Source organism: Belliella baltica DSM 15883 (assembly GCF_000265405.1).
GTDB lineage: Bacteria > Bacteroidota > Bacteroidia > Cytophagales > Cyclobacteriaceae > Belliella > Belliella baltica.
Window position 1 is genome coordinate 110,154 of record NC_018010.1, and the last position, 17,070, is coordinate 127,223.

At 36.0% G+C, this 17,070-nt stretch carries 9 protein-coding genes; 7 read left to right on the forward strand and 2 right to left on the reverse strand.

The features are described 5' to 3' along the window. Nucleotides 1-6 precede the first annotated feature (6 nt). The 7 genes from BELBA_RS00545 to BELBA_RS00575 all read left to right on the forward strand — a co-directional run bounded on the left by BELBA_RS00545 (nucleotide 7) and on the right by BELBA_RS00575 (nucleotide 12,707). A complete protein-coding gene (locus BELBA_RS00545; protein ID WP_014770800.1) occupies nucleotides 7-1,116 on the forward strand; it encodes a DUF4837 family protein in 1,110 nt (369 codons plus the stop codon). Between the two features lie 19 nt (nucleotides 1,117-1,135). After that, the gene (locus BELBA_RS00550; RefSeq protein WP_014770801.1) at nucleotides 1,136-3,400 is read left to right on the forward strand and encodes an NADP-dependent malic enzyme; all 2,265 of its coding nucleotides are present in this window, start codon (nucleotides 1,136-1,138) and stop codon (nucleotides 3,398-3,400) included. 3 nt (nucleotides 3,401-3,403) lie between these two features. Continuing rightward, a complete protein-coding gene (gene ruvA / locus BELBA_RS00555) occupies nucleotides 3,404-4,003 on the forward strand; it encodes a Holliday junction branch migration protein RuvA (RefSeq protein WP_014770802.1) in 600 nt (199 codons plus the stop codon). Between the two features lie 91 nt (nucleotides 4,004-4,094). Next, entirely contained in the window at nucleotides 4,095-11,153 is a 7,059-nt protein-coding gene (gene sov / locus BELBA_RS00560; protein ID WP_014770803.1) for a T9SS outer membrane translocon Sov/SprA, read from the forward strand. A 51-nt stretch (nucleotides 11,154-11,204) separates the two neighbouring features. Further along, nucleotides 11,205-11,582 (forward strand): glycine cleavage system protein GcvH, encoded by a 378-nt coding sequence (gene gcvH / locus BELBA_RS00565; RefSeq protein ID WP_014770804.1) that lies wholly within the window; start codon nucleotides 11,205-11,207, stop codon nucleotides 11,580-11,582. Next, nucleotides 11,575-11,961: a VanZ family protein gene (locus BELBA_RS00570; RefSeq protein WP_245531108.1), complete on the forward strand. Its 387-nt coding sequence runs from the start codon at nucleotides 11,575-11,577 to the stop codon at nucleotides 11,959-11,961. Before gcvH ends, BELBA_RS00570 begins: the two co-directional genes overlap by 8 nt. Before the next feature lie 71 nt (nucleotides 11,962-12,032). Beyond that, nucleotides 12,033-12,707, forward strand: a complete 675-nt coding sequence (locus BELBA_RS00575) for an energy transducer TonB (protein WP_014770806.1) — start codon at nucleotides 12,033-12,035, stop codon at nucleotides 12,705-12,707. A gap of 67 nt (nucleotides 12,708-12,774) precedes the next feature. Here BELBA_RS00575 and BELBA_RS00580 read toward each other — a convergent pair whose 3' ends face one another. Both BELBA_RS00580 and BELBA_RS00585 read right to left on the reverse strand, forming a co-directional pair. Further along, nucleotides 12,775-13,653 (reverse strand): YicC/YloC family endoribonuclease, encoded by an 879-nt coding sequence (locus tag BELBA_RS00580; RefSeq protein ID WP_041779164.1) that lies wholly within the window; start codon nucleotides 13,651-13,653, stop codon nucleotides 12,775-12,777. A 16-nt stretch (nucleotides 13,654-13,669) separates the two neighbouring features. Beyond that, nucleotides 13,670-17,065 carry a PD40 domain-containing protein gene (locus BELBA_RS00585; protein WP_014770808.1) on the reverse strand — a complete coding sequence of 1,132 codons (3,396 nt, stop codon included), beginning with the start codon at nucleotides 17,063-17,065 and terminating at the stop codon, nucleotides 13,670-13,672. Nucleotides 17,066-17,070: the final 5 nt, after the last annotated feature.

The following is a 17,070-nucleotide window of genomic DNA, read 5'->3' on the forward strand; positions in this document are numbered from 1 at the left end:
AATATTATGAAATCATTGACAAATCTATTATCGATAGTAATCATTTTAATATCAGCAGGTACAATTTGGTCTTGTGATGACTACGGCAAAGATTCAAACTCCACTAAACCAAAAGCAAGAGGAGCAATTGGAGAAATTATTTTAGCGATAGATTCTACCAAGTGGCAAGGTCCCGTTGGCGATGCTCTGCAAGATGTTTTTTTAGAAGATGTAGAAGGTTTAATTCGAGATGAAAGCATGTTTTCGATCAAACGTGTAGATCCTCGTGCGATGACAAGAATTCTAAAGATGGCAACTAACATCGTGTATGTCACCACTTTCGATGACAAAAAAGCTGGAAGTCAAAATATTAACAAAATATTCAGTAAAGAAGCCAAAGAAAAAGCAGCAGAAGATCCAAACCTCTACATGCTACGAAGTGAAGATGAATTTGCAGTCGGTCAGGAGTTGATCTACCTTTTCGGGAATAATGAAGAAGAATTGATCAAAAATTTAAAACAGAATAAAAATAAGCTTCAAAATCTTTTTCAAGTAAGAGAAAGAGGTCGACTTGAAAAGAATATCTTAAATAGAAAAAGCTCAGTAGCTAGAGTTGCTGGAGAAAAATTGGGACTAGCGATCAATGTTCCTGCATCTTATCAAATTGCAAAAGCTGAGGATGATTTTTTATGGTTAAGACAGCCAACACCAAGGACAGATCGAGCAGACATTAGTCTTTTCTTTTACGAAACAGATTACACCTCTGAAGAGCAAGTTTTCCCAGAAAATGTAATCAAACTACGAGATCAAATCACTCAAAAACATATTTTTGGAGATCCCGATAACAAAGACTCTTATTTGGTAATCGAAAAAGTAGATCCTACACCGGTATTCAATAACTTCAATATAAATGATAACTTTGCGGTTGAAATTCGCGGGGGATGGAAAACTGCCAACATTTCAATGGGAGGGTCATTTCTTGCTTACGTAATCGTAGATGCAAAAAGAGGAAAACTCTATTACATGGAGGGTTTTGTATACTTTCCAAACCAAGGTCATAGAGAAGCGATTAGAGAAATTGAAACGCTACTTTTGGCAACAGATATTTTACCAGAGCAATCGCTACAAGTTAATTAAGACCAAACTATAAACCTTTATGCCGATTAAAATCAGAAAAGAGGACGCTTTAAATTACCACACTCAGGGAAAGCCGGGGAAAATTGAAGTCATTCCGACCAAACCTTTATCAAGTCAATTGGATCTGGCGCTAGCTTATTCACCAGGAGTTGCAGAACCATGTAAGGAAATTGAAGCCGATAAAGAAAATGTCTATAAATACACTGCTAAAGGGAATTTAGTAGCAGTAATATCTAATGGAACAGCTGTTTTGGGTTTAGGTGATATAGGGCCAGAGGCTTCCAAACCTGTGATGGAAGGTAAAGGAGTGCTTTTTAAGAAATTTGCGGGTATTGATGTCTTTGATATCGAGATTGACGAGAAAGACCCAAAAAAATTAATACAGATAATAAAATCCTTAGAGCCAACTTTTGGTGGAATTAATTTAGAAGACATCAAAGCTCCAGAATGTTTTGAGATTGAAACCACACTCAAGAAAGAAATGAGAATCCCTGTCATGCATGATGACCAACATGGGACGGCTATTATTTCTGGAGCAGCATTATTAAATGCACTTGAAGTTGTTGGAAAAAATATAGAAGACATCAAACTTGTCGTAAATGGCGCAGGTGCTTCAGCTGTCTCTTGTACTAGATTCTACATGATTCTAGGAGTTAAGAGAGAGAATATTGTCATGTGCGACAAAGAAGGTGCAATCCGCATGGACAGACCTGACCTAGATGATATTAAAAGTGAATTTGCTACGCACCGAGATATCCGAACTCTCACAGACGCCTTATCTGGAGCAGACGTATTTTTAGGTTTATCAGCCGGAAATATTGTTTCAGGTGATCAAATCAAAGTAATGGCACCAAATCCAATTGTATTTGCGCTTGCCAATCCAGACCCTGAGATTCCTTATGAAATGGCTAAAGCAGCCAGAGAAGACATTATCATGGCTACCGGCAGATCTGATTACCCTAACCAAGTAAACAATGTACTTGGGTTCCCTTACATTTTTAGAGGAGCATTAGATGTCAGAGCAACTGCAATCAATGAAGAAATGAAATTGGCTGCAGCTAAAGCAATCGCTAAATTAGCAAAAGAACCTGTGCCTGAAATTGTGAATAAAGCTTATGGAGACAACAAACTAGCTTTTGGGCCTACTTACCTTATTCCAAAACCATTTGACCCAAGATTGATCACAACAATTGCTCCTGCTGTTGCAAAAGCTGCTATGGAGTCTGGGGTTGCAAAAACCATGATCACGGATTGGGATGCTTATGAGCTAGAGCTTCAAGAAAGAATCGGAATCGACCAAAGGTTAATGTCAAGAGTTATCTCTAGAGCGAAAAAAGACCCAAAACGTGTTGTCTTTGCTGAAGCTGACAATGTCAAAATACTTAAGGCCGCACAAATGATTCGTGATGAGAAAATCGCTATTCCAATCCTTTTGGGTAACGAAGACAAAATCATGGCATTAATTGAGGAAAATAAGCTAGATCTCAATGGAGCAACCATAATTGACACTTACAAAAGCTTTGATAAATTGCAAGAATACGGTGCTGTACTTTATCAAAAACGACAAAGAAAAGGCATCACTCCAAAAGAAGCTGTTCGCTTGATGAGAGATAGAAATTATTTTGGAGCCATGATGGTAGAACTTGGTGAAGCTGATGCATTAATTTCAGGATTAACCAAAGACTACCCAAAAACCATCTTGCCTTCATTACATGTAATTGGTGTCAAGCCAGGTATTGATAGAGTAGCGGGGATGTATATCATGAATACCGATAAAGGTCCTTATTTCTTTGCTGACACTACTGTAAATCTTGATCCAACAGCAGATGAGTTAGTGGAAATTATAGGATTGACCGCAAATGGCGTGAAATTCTTTGATATTGAACCTAGAGTGGCCGTACTATCTTACTCCAATTTCGGATCGGCGAAAGGAGAAACGGCCACAAAAACAGCCAAAGCAGCCATGCTTGCGAAGAAAAAATATCCTGAGCTAATCATCGAAGGTGAAATGCAAGCCAATGTTGCTTTGAATGAAGAGATTCAAAAAGAAAATTATCCGTTTAGTTCTTTGATCGGCAAAAAAGCAAACACCTTAATTTTCCCTGACTTGAGCTCTGGAAATATCGCTTACAAATTGCTTTCCGAAATAGGAAATGCTGAAGCAATTGGCCCTGTTCTTTTGGGAATGAATAAACCTGTTCATATATTACAGCTTGGTAGCTCAATCAGAGAAATTGTCAATATGGTGGCAATTGCAGTAGTTGATGCACAAACAGCAAGTTAAAATATGATCTCATATCTCAAAGGCAAATTGGTCTTCAAAGACCCTACATTTGTAATAATTGATATTTCAGGAATAGGCTATCAAGTGAAGATTTCTTTACAAACCTACTCCAAAATAAAAGATGAGGAGCAAGTAATGCTCCTCACTTTTTTGCATATCAAAGAAGATGCCCATACACTTTATGGCTTCAAAGAAGAAGCGGAAAAGAAACTTTTCCTCAATTTAATATCCATTAGCGGAGTTGGTCCTAATACAGGACTGATGATCTTGTCATCCCTTAGTTCAGAGGAATTAGAAACAGCTATCATTCAAGAAGACTTCAAAACCATCCAAAATGTAAAAGGAGTTGGAGCCAAAACAGCCCAAAGAATAGTATTAGAATTAAAAGATAAAGTCAAAAAAGACTCAATTTTAGATTTATCTACCAGTTCCGCAGGATTTCTCAACAAAAACAATAAAGTAAAAGACGAGGCGTTACAGGCATTGATTACACTTGGATTTCCAAAAGCAACTGCTGAAAAAAATATCTTAGCAATCTTGAAAAAAACAGGTTCAGAAATTTCATTAGAAGATTTAATTAAAGCATCTTTAAAGTCAACATAATTCCTTAATTGATAATCAATTGAACTTTTGCTTTAGCTATTTTTTACACCTCGTTCGTGTTCGCCTCTTTGTCCAAACAATTACACTGTTTTTGTTGGGAATAATCGTACTGCCTAATGCAAGCGCACAGCAGGCTCAGCAAGACACTACCAAAACAAAAATTGATTCGCTCAATCAGAGACGAATTTTACCATCTTATTTACTTTGGCCAAGTCTTAGGACAAGTCCTCTCTATCCTAATCAGCTCTTAAACAACGGGATTCAATCTCCATTTTATCCTACTTCTCCTAGACAAGAGCGAATTCAAGTAGAATTAGATTCAACTTTAAAATATAGGATTCAGGAGCAAATAGACTCCACGAGTGTGAATTCAGGATTTGTATATGACTTTGATGAATACTCAAAGTTAGAGGAATTTCGAATGAGGCAACAATATTGGAGAGATCGATCCCGAGGAGCCGATGGCGAAAGTGCCGTAAGCGGAAGAGGACTAATACCTCCAATGACTACAAGTCCTAGTTTTGATAGGATTTTTGGTGGTAATGAAATCAATATCACACCAACAGGATATGTGAATCTAGATCTTGGTGCTATTTTTAGAAGAGTTGACAACCCTTCAATTCCAATTCGTCAACAACAGAATGGAGGCTTTAATTTCAATCAACAGATCCAGATGAGTGTCAATGGCTCTCTTGGGCAAAAAATGAAATTAGGTGCCAATTTCGATTCTAACAATTCATTTGATTTTCAAAACCAACTCAAAGTCGAATATACAGGATTTGAGGAAGACATTATCAAGTCTATTGAAATTGGAAACGTAAGTATGCCAGTTCAAAATAGCTTGATACAAGGATCCCAAAACCTGTTTGGAGTCAAAACCCAACTTCAATTTGGGAAACTTTTCGTAACAGGCGTAGCTTCTACACAAAGAGGGAGACGTGACGAACTTGTAATCGAAGGAGGGGGGCAAGGACGTGCATTTGAAATTCAAGGTTCTGATTATGATGAAAATAGGCATTTTTTCTTAGCACATTTCTTTAGAGATAATTACGAAAGATGGCTACGTGGACTTCCTCAAATCCTATCGGGAGTGAATATCACCAGAGTTGAAGTTTATATCATGAACCGGGCAAATAATACGGAAACATTAAGAAATTTCGCTGCATTTATGGATTTAGGTGAAGGGCAAAGACTTTTCAAACCTGGAAATCCTAATATTGGGACAGGCACACCTGGTGCGCCAGCTGCAAATGGGTCGAATTTATTATTTAGCAATCTTTCAAGTAACCCTGCATTTAGACCATTTGATACGGGTTCAAGTGCAATCGAATCAAACCTTAATTTAGTAAGAGGTTCAGATTTCGAACAAATTAATGGGGCTAGAAAATTAGCTCAAACAGAATTTATTTTCAATAGAGAATTAGGGTATATTTCACTGTCCAGAAAACTACAAAACGATGAAGTATTGGCTGTTTCTTATGAGTATACTTACAATGGCAATGTATATAAAGTAGGTGAGCTTTCTGAAGATTATCAAAACAGGCCTGAAGATGAAATTATCTTTATGAAAATGTTGAGACCAGCCAGAATCAACACCAGAATCCCAACATGGGATTTGATGATGAAAAACGTCTACAACCTCAATGCAAACCAAATCCAAAAGGATGGTTTTCAGCTTCAAGTAATTTATAGAGATGACCGAACAGGCCTTGATAACCCAAGTTTGCTTGAAGGTGAAAATCTTAAAAACAGACCTTTAATACGACTCACAGGTTTAGATAATTTAAATCCACAAAATGATCCTTCACCAGATGGTAATTTTGATTTTATCCCAGGCATAACAATATTTCCAGATCGAGGAATGGTAGTTTTTCCTGTTCTTGAACCTTTTGGAAAAACACTTGAAAATCTATTTTTACCTAATGAAGCTGCCTTAATAGACAAGTTTGTTTATGACACGCTCTATAGAACGACGCAAGCTGATGCTGAACTAGTTACTAGACTGAACAAATATTTTATTGAAGGAAGACTGACTGCTGGATCTGCCTCTGAGATCATGCTTCCAGGCTTAAATATTTCTCCAGGTTCTGTCATCGTAATGGCAGGAAACATTCCTTTGACAGAAGGAGTAGATTTCACTATAGATTATAACATTGGCCGATTGAACATCATCAATGAAGGGATTTTGCAATCGGGAAAAAGGATCAATATTAGTTTTGAAAAAGCTGATTTGGTTTCTTTCCAGACCAGAAGTCTTTTAGGAACTAGACTTGATTATATTTTTAGTGATAAATTCAATTTGGGTGCAACGTATCTCTATCTTAATGAAAGACCAAATATTACTAGGATTGCAGCAGGAAGTGAAACCTTAAGAAATAGCATGTGGGGATTAGATGCAAATTTCAGTGATGAATCAAGATTTCTAACCAAACTTGCTGATGCACTACCTTTTACCGATACAAAAGAAAATTCACTTGTACAGTTTAGTGGGGAATTTGCCCAACTAATCCCTGGTACTTCAAATAGAGTCAATGGTGAGCAAGCCGCTTATATAGATGATTTTGAATCAGCTATAACCCCTTTCAACTTAGGTGGATCTGCTGCACAAACTTGGCATCTTGCTTCAACACCAAAAACAGAAGATGATGCATTTGATCAAAGCAACATGACTGAAGATCGCTTGGGAAATGCATATAGAAGAGCAAAAGTAGCTTGGTACAATATTGATAATGTTTTTTATAGAGAATCAGGCCCTGGTGTACCTTCTAATATCACAAGAGAAGACCGCCAAAACCATTATGTAAGAAGGGTAATACCACAAGAAATTTTCCCACGTAGAGATCGGGATGTAATAATAGTTCCAGAACCGCTTTTCGAAATGGCATATTTCCCTAGCGAAAGAGGCATGTATAATTACAATCCAAATCTTACAAATGAAGGTCTGCTGCCTAATCCAAGAAATAATTATGGAGGTGTCACCCGTGCAATTACCACAGAAGTGGATTTTGACCGTACCAATATCGAATACATAGAATTTTGGCTTTTAGACCCATTTATACAAGGAGAAAATGGAAGGGTTTTAGATGGGATTTTCAACGAAAACAATACCACGGGAGGTAAGCTAAGAATCAATTTAGGTGATGTCTCTGAAGATTTGACTAAAGATGGAAGGCATGGGTTTGAAAATGGTCTTCCTGCTGATGGAGACCCTTTAGCAACAGCATCAACCGAATGGGGAAGAATTACTAGAGAGCAGTTTTTAATTCCTGCATTCGATAATTCTCCTGAAGCCAGAGAAAATCAAGATGTTGGCCTTGACGGACTGAAAAGCGAAGACGAAGTTGAATACTTTAGAGATAGATTTATTAATAGACTAAATGTAAACCCAACTGCATTAAATAGAATTTTACAAGATCCTTCTGAAGATAAGTTTCAATATTATCTTGATGAAAATTTTGATCAAAATAACGTAAAGATCCTTGAACGTTATAAAAAGTTCAATGGAATGGAAGGTAATACACCAATTACGGCCAACCAAAACCTACCTTATACCCCCTCTGGATCAAATCTTCCAAATAATGAAGATTTAAATAATGACAATACCATTAATGAGCTAGAGAGTTATTATGAATATGAATTAGACTTAAGACCTGGGCAGCTTGAAGTGGGGAGAAATTACATCGTTGACAAAGTCACGAGCACACAAAGCGGAGATGAGGTTGATTGGTATTTATTCAGAATTCCAGTAAGAACACCAGACAGAGTTGAAGGTGATATTTCAGGCTTCAAATCTATTCGTTTCATGAGGACTTACTTGACTGATTTTGAACAGCCTGTTGTAATGAGAATGGCAAACTTCAGGTTAGTTGGTTCTCAATGGAGGGTATTTCAAGAATCTTTATTTGAAAGAGGTTTTTTTGAAATTCCAGAACCAGACAATTCCAACCTTACAGTTGGCGTAGTCAACATAGAAGAAAATAGTCAAGGCAGCCCTACTCAAAGCCCTTATGTACTTCCTCCAGGAATCACCAGAGATAGAGATAACTTATCTACAGTAGAAAGACAACTCAATGAACAGTCCCTTCGTCTTTGCGTGGAAGATCTCCAAGCGAGAGATGCTAGAGCTGTTTTCAAAAATACCAGACAGGATTTGGTTCAATTTGGAAGGTTAAAAATGTTTTTCCATGCCGATAGTGAAGATGCACAAGATGGAGAATTGACAGCTTTCCTCAGACTGGGTACAGATTACACAGACAATTATTATGAAATTGAAGTTCCTCTTTTGATTACTCCAAAAGGTACTAGAGATCCAAGACAGATTTGGCCATTAGAAAATGAGATTGACATTGCGATCTCTGAAATCGTAGGTGTAAAAGTAGCTAGAGACAATCAACAAGTGCCTCTGAATTTGGCTTTTACGCAAGATGTAAGACAATATAAAGTAACTGTAGTCGGCAGGCCTGAACTTAATATGGTTCAAGGAATGATGCTTGGGGTAAGGAATCCAGGAGAAACAGGTTCCGCGTCAAAATCTGTCTGTATATGGGCTAATGAGCTTCGTGCCACTGGATTCAATGAATCTGCAGGTTGGGCAGCAAATGCCATACTTAATATGAAAATAGCCGATCTAGCAACGATCTCCACTTCAATAAGACACAATACAATTGGTTTTGGAGGATTAGAAACAAGACTTTCTCAAAGAGCTAGACAGTCAACTACACAATATGATATCTCAGCAAATGTAGCGGTAGAGAAACTACTTCCAGAAGCATTGAATGTAAGTATTCCAATGTATGTCAGTTTAGAAAACTCAAGTACAAGGCCTGAATTTGACCCGCTCAACCCAGATGTACCATTTGAAATTGCCCTTGGCAAATTTAATTCCGACACAGAACGTGAACTTTACAGATCACAAGTTTTGGATCAAGTCAAAAGAAGAAATATTGGATTCACAAATGTGCGTAAAAATAAGAATCCAAATAAGGAGACTTCTAGAATATACGACCTAAGTAATTTTTCTTTCTCTTATGCATTTGGATCAGTTCAGCAAAGTAATATCAATACTGAATCGTATAATTTTGAGACCTATGTAGGGAATATTGCATACAATTATTCGCCAAAACCATTGATTTTTGAACCCTTCAAATCATCAGAATTCTTAAGTGGGTCCTATGGCAAATTGCTAAAGGATTTTAACATTAATTTCGTCCCTACCTCAGTATCCGCGAGGATTGATATGGACAGACGCTTCATGCGGACACAGTATAGAAATGATCAACTTACTACTGATGGAGTAGATCCTTTCTTCCAAAAAAGCTTTTTCTTAAATAGGTTTTACAACGTAAATTGGGATTTGACACAAAATTTAAGGATAGATTTTACTAGTAGGGTCTTGGCAGTTGTCGATGAACCAGAAGGTGAAATAGATACAGACGCAAAGTTAGATTCCATAAGAAATAACATTAGAAACCTCGGCAGAACAACCAATTATAATCATCGAGTAGATGTAAACTATAAGATTCCGTTCAATAAAATTCCAGTCTTAGATTGGGTTAGCACAGATGTAAGATATGCTGCTGATTATACTTGGATGACTGGAGCAATTGGTCAACGTGATACATTGGGCAATGTTATTCAAAATACCAGAGACAGGACTTTCACTGGTAAATTTGATTTTGTAAAGCTTTATAACAAAAGTGCTAAATATAAAGCGCTCACAGCACCAAAAAGGCCATCTATTCCAGGTAGACCTTCTCTAAATGCAGAAGATACTATTGGTACACCTTTTACTAATAAACTCTTGAAATTCGCAACAATGATAAAGGATATCAATTTTAGATATTCAATTATTGAAGGAACATATTTGCCTGGATATATGGAAAACACTGGACTTTTGGGTTTAGACAGAAGTTTCTTAAACCCTGGGTTTGGTTTTATTTTAGGAAGTCAAAATCCTGATGTAAGGTTTGGGCTAGCAAATAATGGACTGATGGCACCAAGCGCGGAGCTTACGCAGCAGTTTAGTCAAAATCAAACAAAAAATCTTCAAATATCAGGTATTGCAGAGCCTTTTAGGGATTTTAGGCTTACGTTTGAAGCTAGAAAAAGAGAAACTGGGCAATACAGTGAGATTTTCAGAAACTCAGTAGATAATCCTGGACAATATAATCCAATAAGTCCGAATAGAATGGGGGGCTATAGCATAACTTATTCGATGATTAGAACTACTTTTTCGAGAGATGATGAAAATAACAACTCTCCCCTATTTACTAATTTTGAAAGTTACAGAGAGATAATTCAATCAAGATTAAATTCCAGTAATCCAGGAGGTGAATATTCTCAAAATGGACAAGATGTACTTGGGCTAGCTTTCTTAGCCGCTTATGGTGGAAAAGACCCCGCAACAATGGATCTAAACCCTTTCCCAAAAATTCCTTTGCCAAACTGGCGACTAGACTTCAAAGGACTTACTCAAATACCTGCCTTAAAAGAATACTTCTCTAGCATCAATATTACCCACGGATATTCATCGACATATGAAGTAAGTAATTTTTCAAACTCACTTCTTTATCAAGATGGATTGGAACTCTATAATTCAATTCAGGATATTCCAGGTGCAAATCTAACCAATGAATTTGGACAATACATTCCTATATTTATCCTGAATCAAGTAGTACTTACAGAACGTTTTTCTCCTTTGATTGGTGTTAATTTCTTAACAAAAGACAGGCTCAATATTTCAATGGAATACAATAATGAAAGAAATCTCGGTCTCAATTTTTCAAATGCTCAAGTTACAGAACAAAGAAGTCGAGACTTCGGATTTGATTTGGGATATACAAAAGCTGGAGTAAAAATACCTTTCAAAATTCAAGGAAGACAAGAAGTCCTAAACAATGATTTACAACTTAGAATAAATACACGAGTAGTGGATACAAGACAAGTTCAGAGAAAGTTAGATGAAGGCAGTACAGTTACCAATGGAAATCTAAATATACAAATCAGACCTACCATAGGTTATGTGATTAATCAAAATCTGAATATTACAATCTATTTTGATAGAACGATCAATGACCCTAGAGTTACCACTGCATTTAGAAGAAGTTCTACAGCATTTGGTGGTCAATTAAGATTTAATTTAGCCCAATAGATTTTATCATTAAAGTAATCCTCGTATTTTTGACTGTCAAAAAAAAATCATATGAATTTCCCTAAAGAACTTAAGTACACGAATGACCATGAATGGGTTAAAATAGATGGTGACATCGCAACAATTGGTATTACAGAATTTGCCCAAAGAGAGCTTGGAGATATTGTCTATGTAGAGGTAGAGACAGTGGGTGAAACGATCACATCAGGAGATGTTTTCGGTACTGTCGAAGCTGTGAAAACAGTGTCAGATCTGTTCATGCCACTAGAAGGTGAAATCATTGAATTCAATGAAGAGTTGGAATCAGCACCAGAAGTAGTCAATGAAGATCCTTATGGCGCAGGTTGGATGATCAAAATAAAATTCTCAGGGGAAATCCCTTCAGAATTACTTTCGGCTGAGGCATATGCTGAACTTGTAGGTGCTTGATAATATTTTAAAATTTAGATTTATTCCTGCCTTAACATGGCTGTCACTTGTAATTATAGCCATGTTGAGTCCAGGAGACAAATTTCCCAACACACCATTATTTCCATTTAAAGACAAAATAATACACTTTGGTCTATTTTTTGTCCTAATATTTCTCTGGCTAAGAGTAGCAAATACATCTCGAAAAAAAATAAAATTAAAAATATTTACTATTTATTTAGTTTTTGGGATTATTATTGCTATATTAGTTGAATATTTGCAGCAAGAAGTTCCAAATAGATCTTTTGACTATTTTGATATTGCCGCAAATATACTTGGAGGAGCCGTTGGAATAATTTGTTTTTATATTTTATACAAGAAGAATTCTAAACTTGTATAAGTAAAAATAAATAGCTAGAATTGTTACCTCCAAACTAGGATAAATTAATAACCGTTATAAAGTAAACAACCATGGAAGCTAAAAAAACGCCAGAAGCTGACTTGACAAAAAAATCAGGAATGTTCCTGAATTTGGGTCTGCTTGTAAGTGTTGGTCTAGTCCTATTTGCTTTCGAATACAAGTCATTTGATGACAGGAATTTGAAAGATTTAGGACAAGTGACTGATGATTTCGAAGAATTATTGGATATTCCTATCACTGAACAACCACCACCACCACCACCACCAGTGGAGCAACCAATTATTCAGGAGATACCTGATGAAATTGAAATTGAAGAAAAAATCGAAGTAAACTTTGATGTGGATGTGAAAGAGGAGACTGTCATCAAAGAGATTGTAATTTCTGATGCTCCAGTAGAAGAAAAAGCTGAAACAATCTTTGATGTGGTGGAAAATGCTCCAAACCCTCCAGGGGGTATGGAAGGTTGGAATGAATATCTTAGAAAAAATCTAAAATACCCAACCCAAGCAAGAAGAATGGGAATTGAAGGTACTGTGTATGTTGTGTTCGTTGTAAATACGGATGGCAGTATTCAAGATGTTGACGTTCTACGAGGAATTGGCGGAGGTTGTGATGAAGAAGCACTTCGTGTAGTTAAAGCTGCTCCTAAGTGGGAACCTGGAAAACAAAGAGGTAGACCTGTAAGAGTAAGAATGAGATTACCAATCAGGTTCAAATTGGGTTAAACCAAAAAGATCTCTACATAAAAAAACCTGCTAATTCTAGCAGGTTTTTTTATGTATTTATTTAAAATCAAATGATATTCAATCCTTGTTCCTTTATCTTTTCAAGCTCATCTTTCATCACAATCACATGCTTTTGGATATTCGCATCGTTCGCTTTTGATCCAATTGTATTGATTTCTCTTCCGATTTCTTGACTGATAAACCCAAGTTTTTTACCTTGATTTGTGCCTTCCTTTAGATTTTTCTCAAAGTAATCTAAATGGGTGCTTAATCTTACAATTTCCTCAGTGATATCTACTTTTTCGAAGTAATAAATCAATTCCTGCTCAAAACGGTTTTTATCAAAATCGTTTTCTTCTAGCCATTCTTTGAAGTTATTCCTGATTCTTAGTCTAATTCTTTCTTTTCTAATTGGATCTTCTTTGGATATACTCGCTAGCCCTGATCTTAAAACACTCAAATTCTCTTTGAACTTCTTCTCTAACACGTTTCCTTCATCTCTTCTAAACCCATCACAATTGATCAACGCAATATTCAAATATTTTTTTACTACCTCCCATTCCTCAGCAGCTGATGTCTTTTCAGTTACTTGAGTCATCACATTTGGAGATTGTAAGGCAATTTTAAATAAATCCTTAGAATCTGCACCAACGAGATTGGACATTTCCAGATACTTATGATAATAACTCGAAAATAAACTTACATTAAACCCTACCGGAAGATCCTCTCCTACCTTTCTTGAAAAATCTATAGAAACATTCACTTTTCCTCTTTCAAGAACAGCACTTACCATATTTCGTATTTCTTGTTCCTTATCAGAAAATTGCTTTGGACTTCTGATCGAAAGATCCAAAAACTTTGAGTTCAACGTTTTTACCTCTACACTTAATATAAACGTATCATCCTCAAAACTGGCTAAACCATAGCCTGTCATTGACTTAATCATATAAAATTAAAATTGATTAGAAATTATACCCTAAGGTAACATAAAATTTCAAATCGTCTGTTTCGTAGTTTCTAATTGGGCGCGCTAAATCAAACTTTACATAATAATTCAACAAAACTGTCCTAATACCTGCTCCATAACTTTGAAGCCAAGGGTTGTTAAAATTGTTTAGCGTAATCAAGAAAGGGGATCCTTCTGTATCAATCACCTCAGTATTCTGATCATTCACACGCTCCCAAGGTGGGGATTCATTCCACGAAGTGCCTACATCATAGAACGCGACCAATTGGAAATTTTTAATGAAGTTTGATGTAATATTTCCTCTCGATAAGTATGAAAATAACGGAATTCTCAATTCAGAAGAAAAAGTAATTACATTTCGTCCTCGGATCTCATCATAATTATAACCTCTCAAATCAACAAATTCAGCAAAAAGAATATTTGAATTTTCAAATCCTCCTGAATTTCTCACTGGAGATGCTTCTGGCCTGTTTGTAGGAGGCCTGTAAAATTGATTAAAAAGCCAATTATCCATTCCACCAACAAGATAAGTTTGGGGATTTTGACCAAAGAAAGTTCCTCCAAATAATCTTGTAGCAAATGTTATGTTCTTGTGAATTTTCTGATAATTTCTTAAATCCAAATAAGCATTAGTAAAGGATCGCTCACTGTTATTTAACCCTTGATAATGCACAGCTCCTATTTTCCCTTTCAAACCCTCTTGCATATACAAGCCAAGCTGCTGAGTTTTATCCACTACAAACTCCACTTTAGCGCCAGTATAATTGACATCAAACCTATTTTGTTCAGGAACTACTCCTCTTAAAATTGAATCTGAATTTAAATTAAAATATTGACTCTTGGCGAAAAATGGTGCTACCATCACCCTACTATGAACATTGAAAGGATAAGAAAAGCCCAATTCAGTTTTTGTAAGCGTATATTTTTGGAAAGTCAAATCGCCCTCAGTCACCTGAATCGTCCTACGATCAAACCTGCCTCTCAAATCTATCCTTTGTTTCAAGTATTGATAATCAAAGAAAATGTCACTCCCTGACCTAAAATCTAAGGTAGTCATTATCCCTCCTTCAAAAAGATGGTTTTCTAGTAAATCGGACATCTTACCATTCAAGCTAGCACCAAAACCTCTCAACGGATCAACTACAAACGTGGTCTTTAAACTACTGGTAATAAATTGTGGTGTCATTTTTTGAGGACCAGTAACCATTCTTCTCATACTTTGACTTCTAAATTTATCTAGTAAATTATTTCTTGATTGAAGTTGAGAAAGACTATTAGTAGGCTGAACCAAAGCAGGAACTGTATCAAACGTGTAATTCTCGGTATCTATTCCACCTCTTCTTTCAAATCTTAATCGCTCTGTATTGATACTACCAGTCATGTTGCCCGTTACTGGAATGGTATCATTACTTACTGCTGTCACTTTGGCCTGAGAATTACTCACAGCTCTTTGCTGATTCCCACCTACAATAAGATCTTCTAGCTTGATGTTTAAAGTTGAATCTCTTTTAACTTCCTCAGACTTTTGAGTAATCCCTGTTCTAGAATCTCTAGGCTCAACTCGAGTTTCTTGTTGTTCTAATCTTCGGTTTGTAATCCTTTCGTTAAGAGTTTTAGCTTGTTGAATTTGAATTCGAGGAATACTAGGAGTAAATTGGTCTGTATTGTTGAAAGGCTCAACTACTAGGTAACTTTGATTTCCGTCTCGGTAAGAATACGCTACCCTATTTAATCTTGAAGAATAGTCGAACGCTTCTATACTTTTATCAAAAGAAGACACTTGACTGGAAATCGCTCCATTGGCACTCATTCTCATCAAGTTCATAATTCCACTTTGATCACTCAGGTGAAGTATGAAATTTGAATTTAAGACTGTTGGTTTAACATTAATAAAATTGCTATTGGTCAATTTTGATATTACTTCGGTAGAATCTGTGATATCTATTTTATACAGATTAAAATAATCTGGTAGCTTCCTTACATCTGGATATCTTGTCAAAACAGAGTCTGGAAGCTCAGTAAAGTTTGATGAAAAAACAATAGTTGAATCATTTAAAAATATTGGATCTATATTGTCAAAAGCATCATTGGTGAGACGCTTTCCTACACCTCGAACATTTAGAGAAAAGACATCTGTTTTTCCGTTTGAAATGGCTGAAACAACCATATTTCTACCAGTAGAATTGTAATCTAAACTTAAAATCTGTGTGATATTTCTCAGAAAGATTTTATCCTGATTTGACCCATCAATAGCTCTTAAAATCAAGGATGTAGTTCCTCTTTTGTATGTTGCAATTGCTAGATTTAAAGTATCTCTCCATGCAATTACTGGACTGGTTAAGTTAGCAGGTTGATCAGCGGAACGTGTTCCTCCAGATAAAATCGTTCGCTCTCTCTTCGTCGCTACTTCTTGAACTTGGACTTTATATTTACCACCTTTATTGATTACATAAGCCAAATGCTTTCCGTCAGGACTAAACTTGATATCATTAATTTTTCCTAACTCTCCTGACTTAGTTCTATTGACAACATTATTTTGATTAAAATCTTTAAAAGTAGTCAATACAGATTCATTTGTTTGAACATAAAACTGCTGCCATTGCTCTGTAAAAATCTTGTAATTGAGACCTATTGTATTAGCTATGCTATTTTCTTCATTTCTATTTATCCTACTTAGATTCAAAATACTTGAAATGTACCTCCTCCCATATTTTTCAGCGATAAAATTCCAGATTGATTGACCGACTAGAGCTGCTTCTTTTTCTTGAAGTCTATGAACTTTTTGCTTCTTATCTTCTACAAAATAATGTCTGATAAAATCATCCATTTCTCTATTCCAACCATGTGCTAGATACATTGCTACACCTTCAATATACCAATCTGGAAAACTATTAATCAAATTTGATTGAAATGCATCAGCTATAGTAGCTCCATAGAGCATCTCTTCTATAATAACCTTAGATGTGCTATAAATTAAATCCTTTTTGAAGGCTTCCCAAGTCCCTGTGTAAGCTACCTCTCCAAGAAGTTTGCTAAAAAAAGTCTGCCCATCTACTGTGTATTCATCCTTGTTAAGGTTCAAATTACTCTGCAAAAGTTCTTCAGGTGAATTATAGATGAAAATTTTTGGCTTTGTGTACGCAACATACCCAATGAGCTGCGTTAGACGATCAAATTCATTTTCTAAATAATCAATAGCCATTCTAGCATTATTGACGCCACCATCATAATAATAGACTTCAAAGTTATTTGAACTGAAATAATACCACTCAATATCTTTATGCTGAACCCTATTCTTTCCAAATCTCTCTTGATCAAACTGAGCAGTAGCAACAAATACGGGCATTATCAGCCCAAAAAGCAATGTGTAGTAGAAAATCTTATTTTTCATTAGTC

Bases quoted from the DNA above. Each gene is read 5' to 3' on its own strand.
- BELBA_RS00545 (WP_014770800.1), top strand. From the start codon at position 7: ATGAAATCATTGACAAATCTATTATCGATAGTAATCATTTTAATATCA.
- BELBA_RS00550 (WP_014770801.1), top strand. From the start codon at position 1,136: ATGCCGATTAAAATCAGAAAAGAGGACGCTTTAAATTACCACACTCAG.
- ruvA (WP_014770802.1), top strand. From the start codon at position 3,404: ATGATCTCATATCTCAAAGGCAAATTGGTCTTCAAAGACCCTACATTT.
- gcvH (WP_014770804.1), top strand. From the start codon at position 11,205: ATGAATTTCCCTAAAGAACTTAAGTACACGAATGACCATGAATGGGTT.
- BELBA_RS00575 (WP_014770806.1), top strand. From the start codon at position 12,033: ATGGAAGCTAAAAAAACGCCAGAAGCTGACTTGACAAAAAAATCAGGA.
- BELBA_RS00580 (WP_041779164.1), bottom strand. From the start codon at position 13,653: ATGATTAAGTCAATGACAGGCTATGGTTTAGCCAGTTTTGAGGATGAT.
- BELBA_RS00585 (WP_014770808.1), bottom strand. From the start codon at position 17,065: ATGAAAAATAAGATTTTCTACTACACATTGCTTTTTGGGCTGATAATG.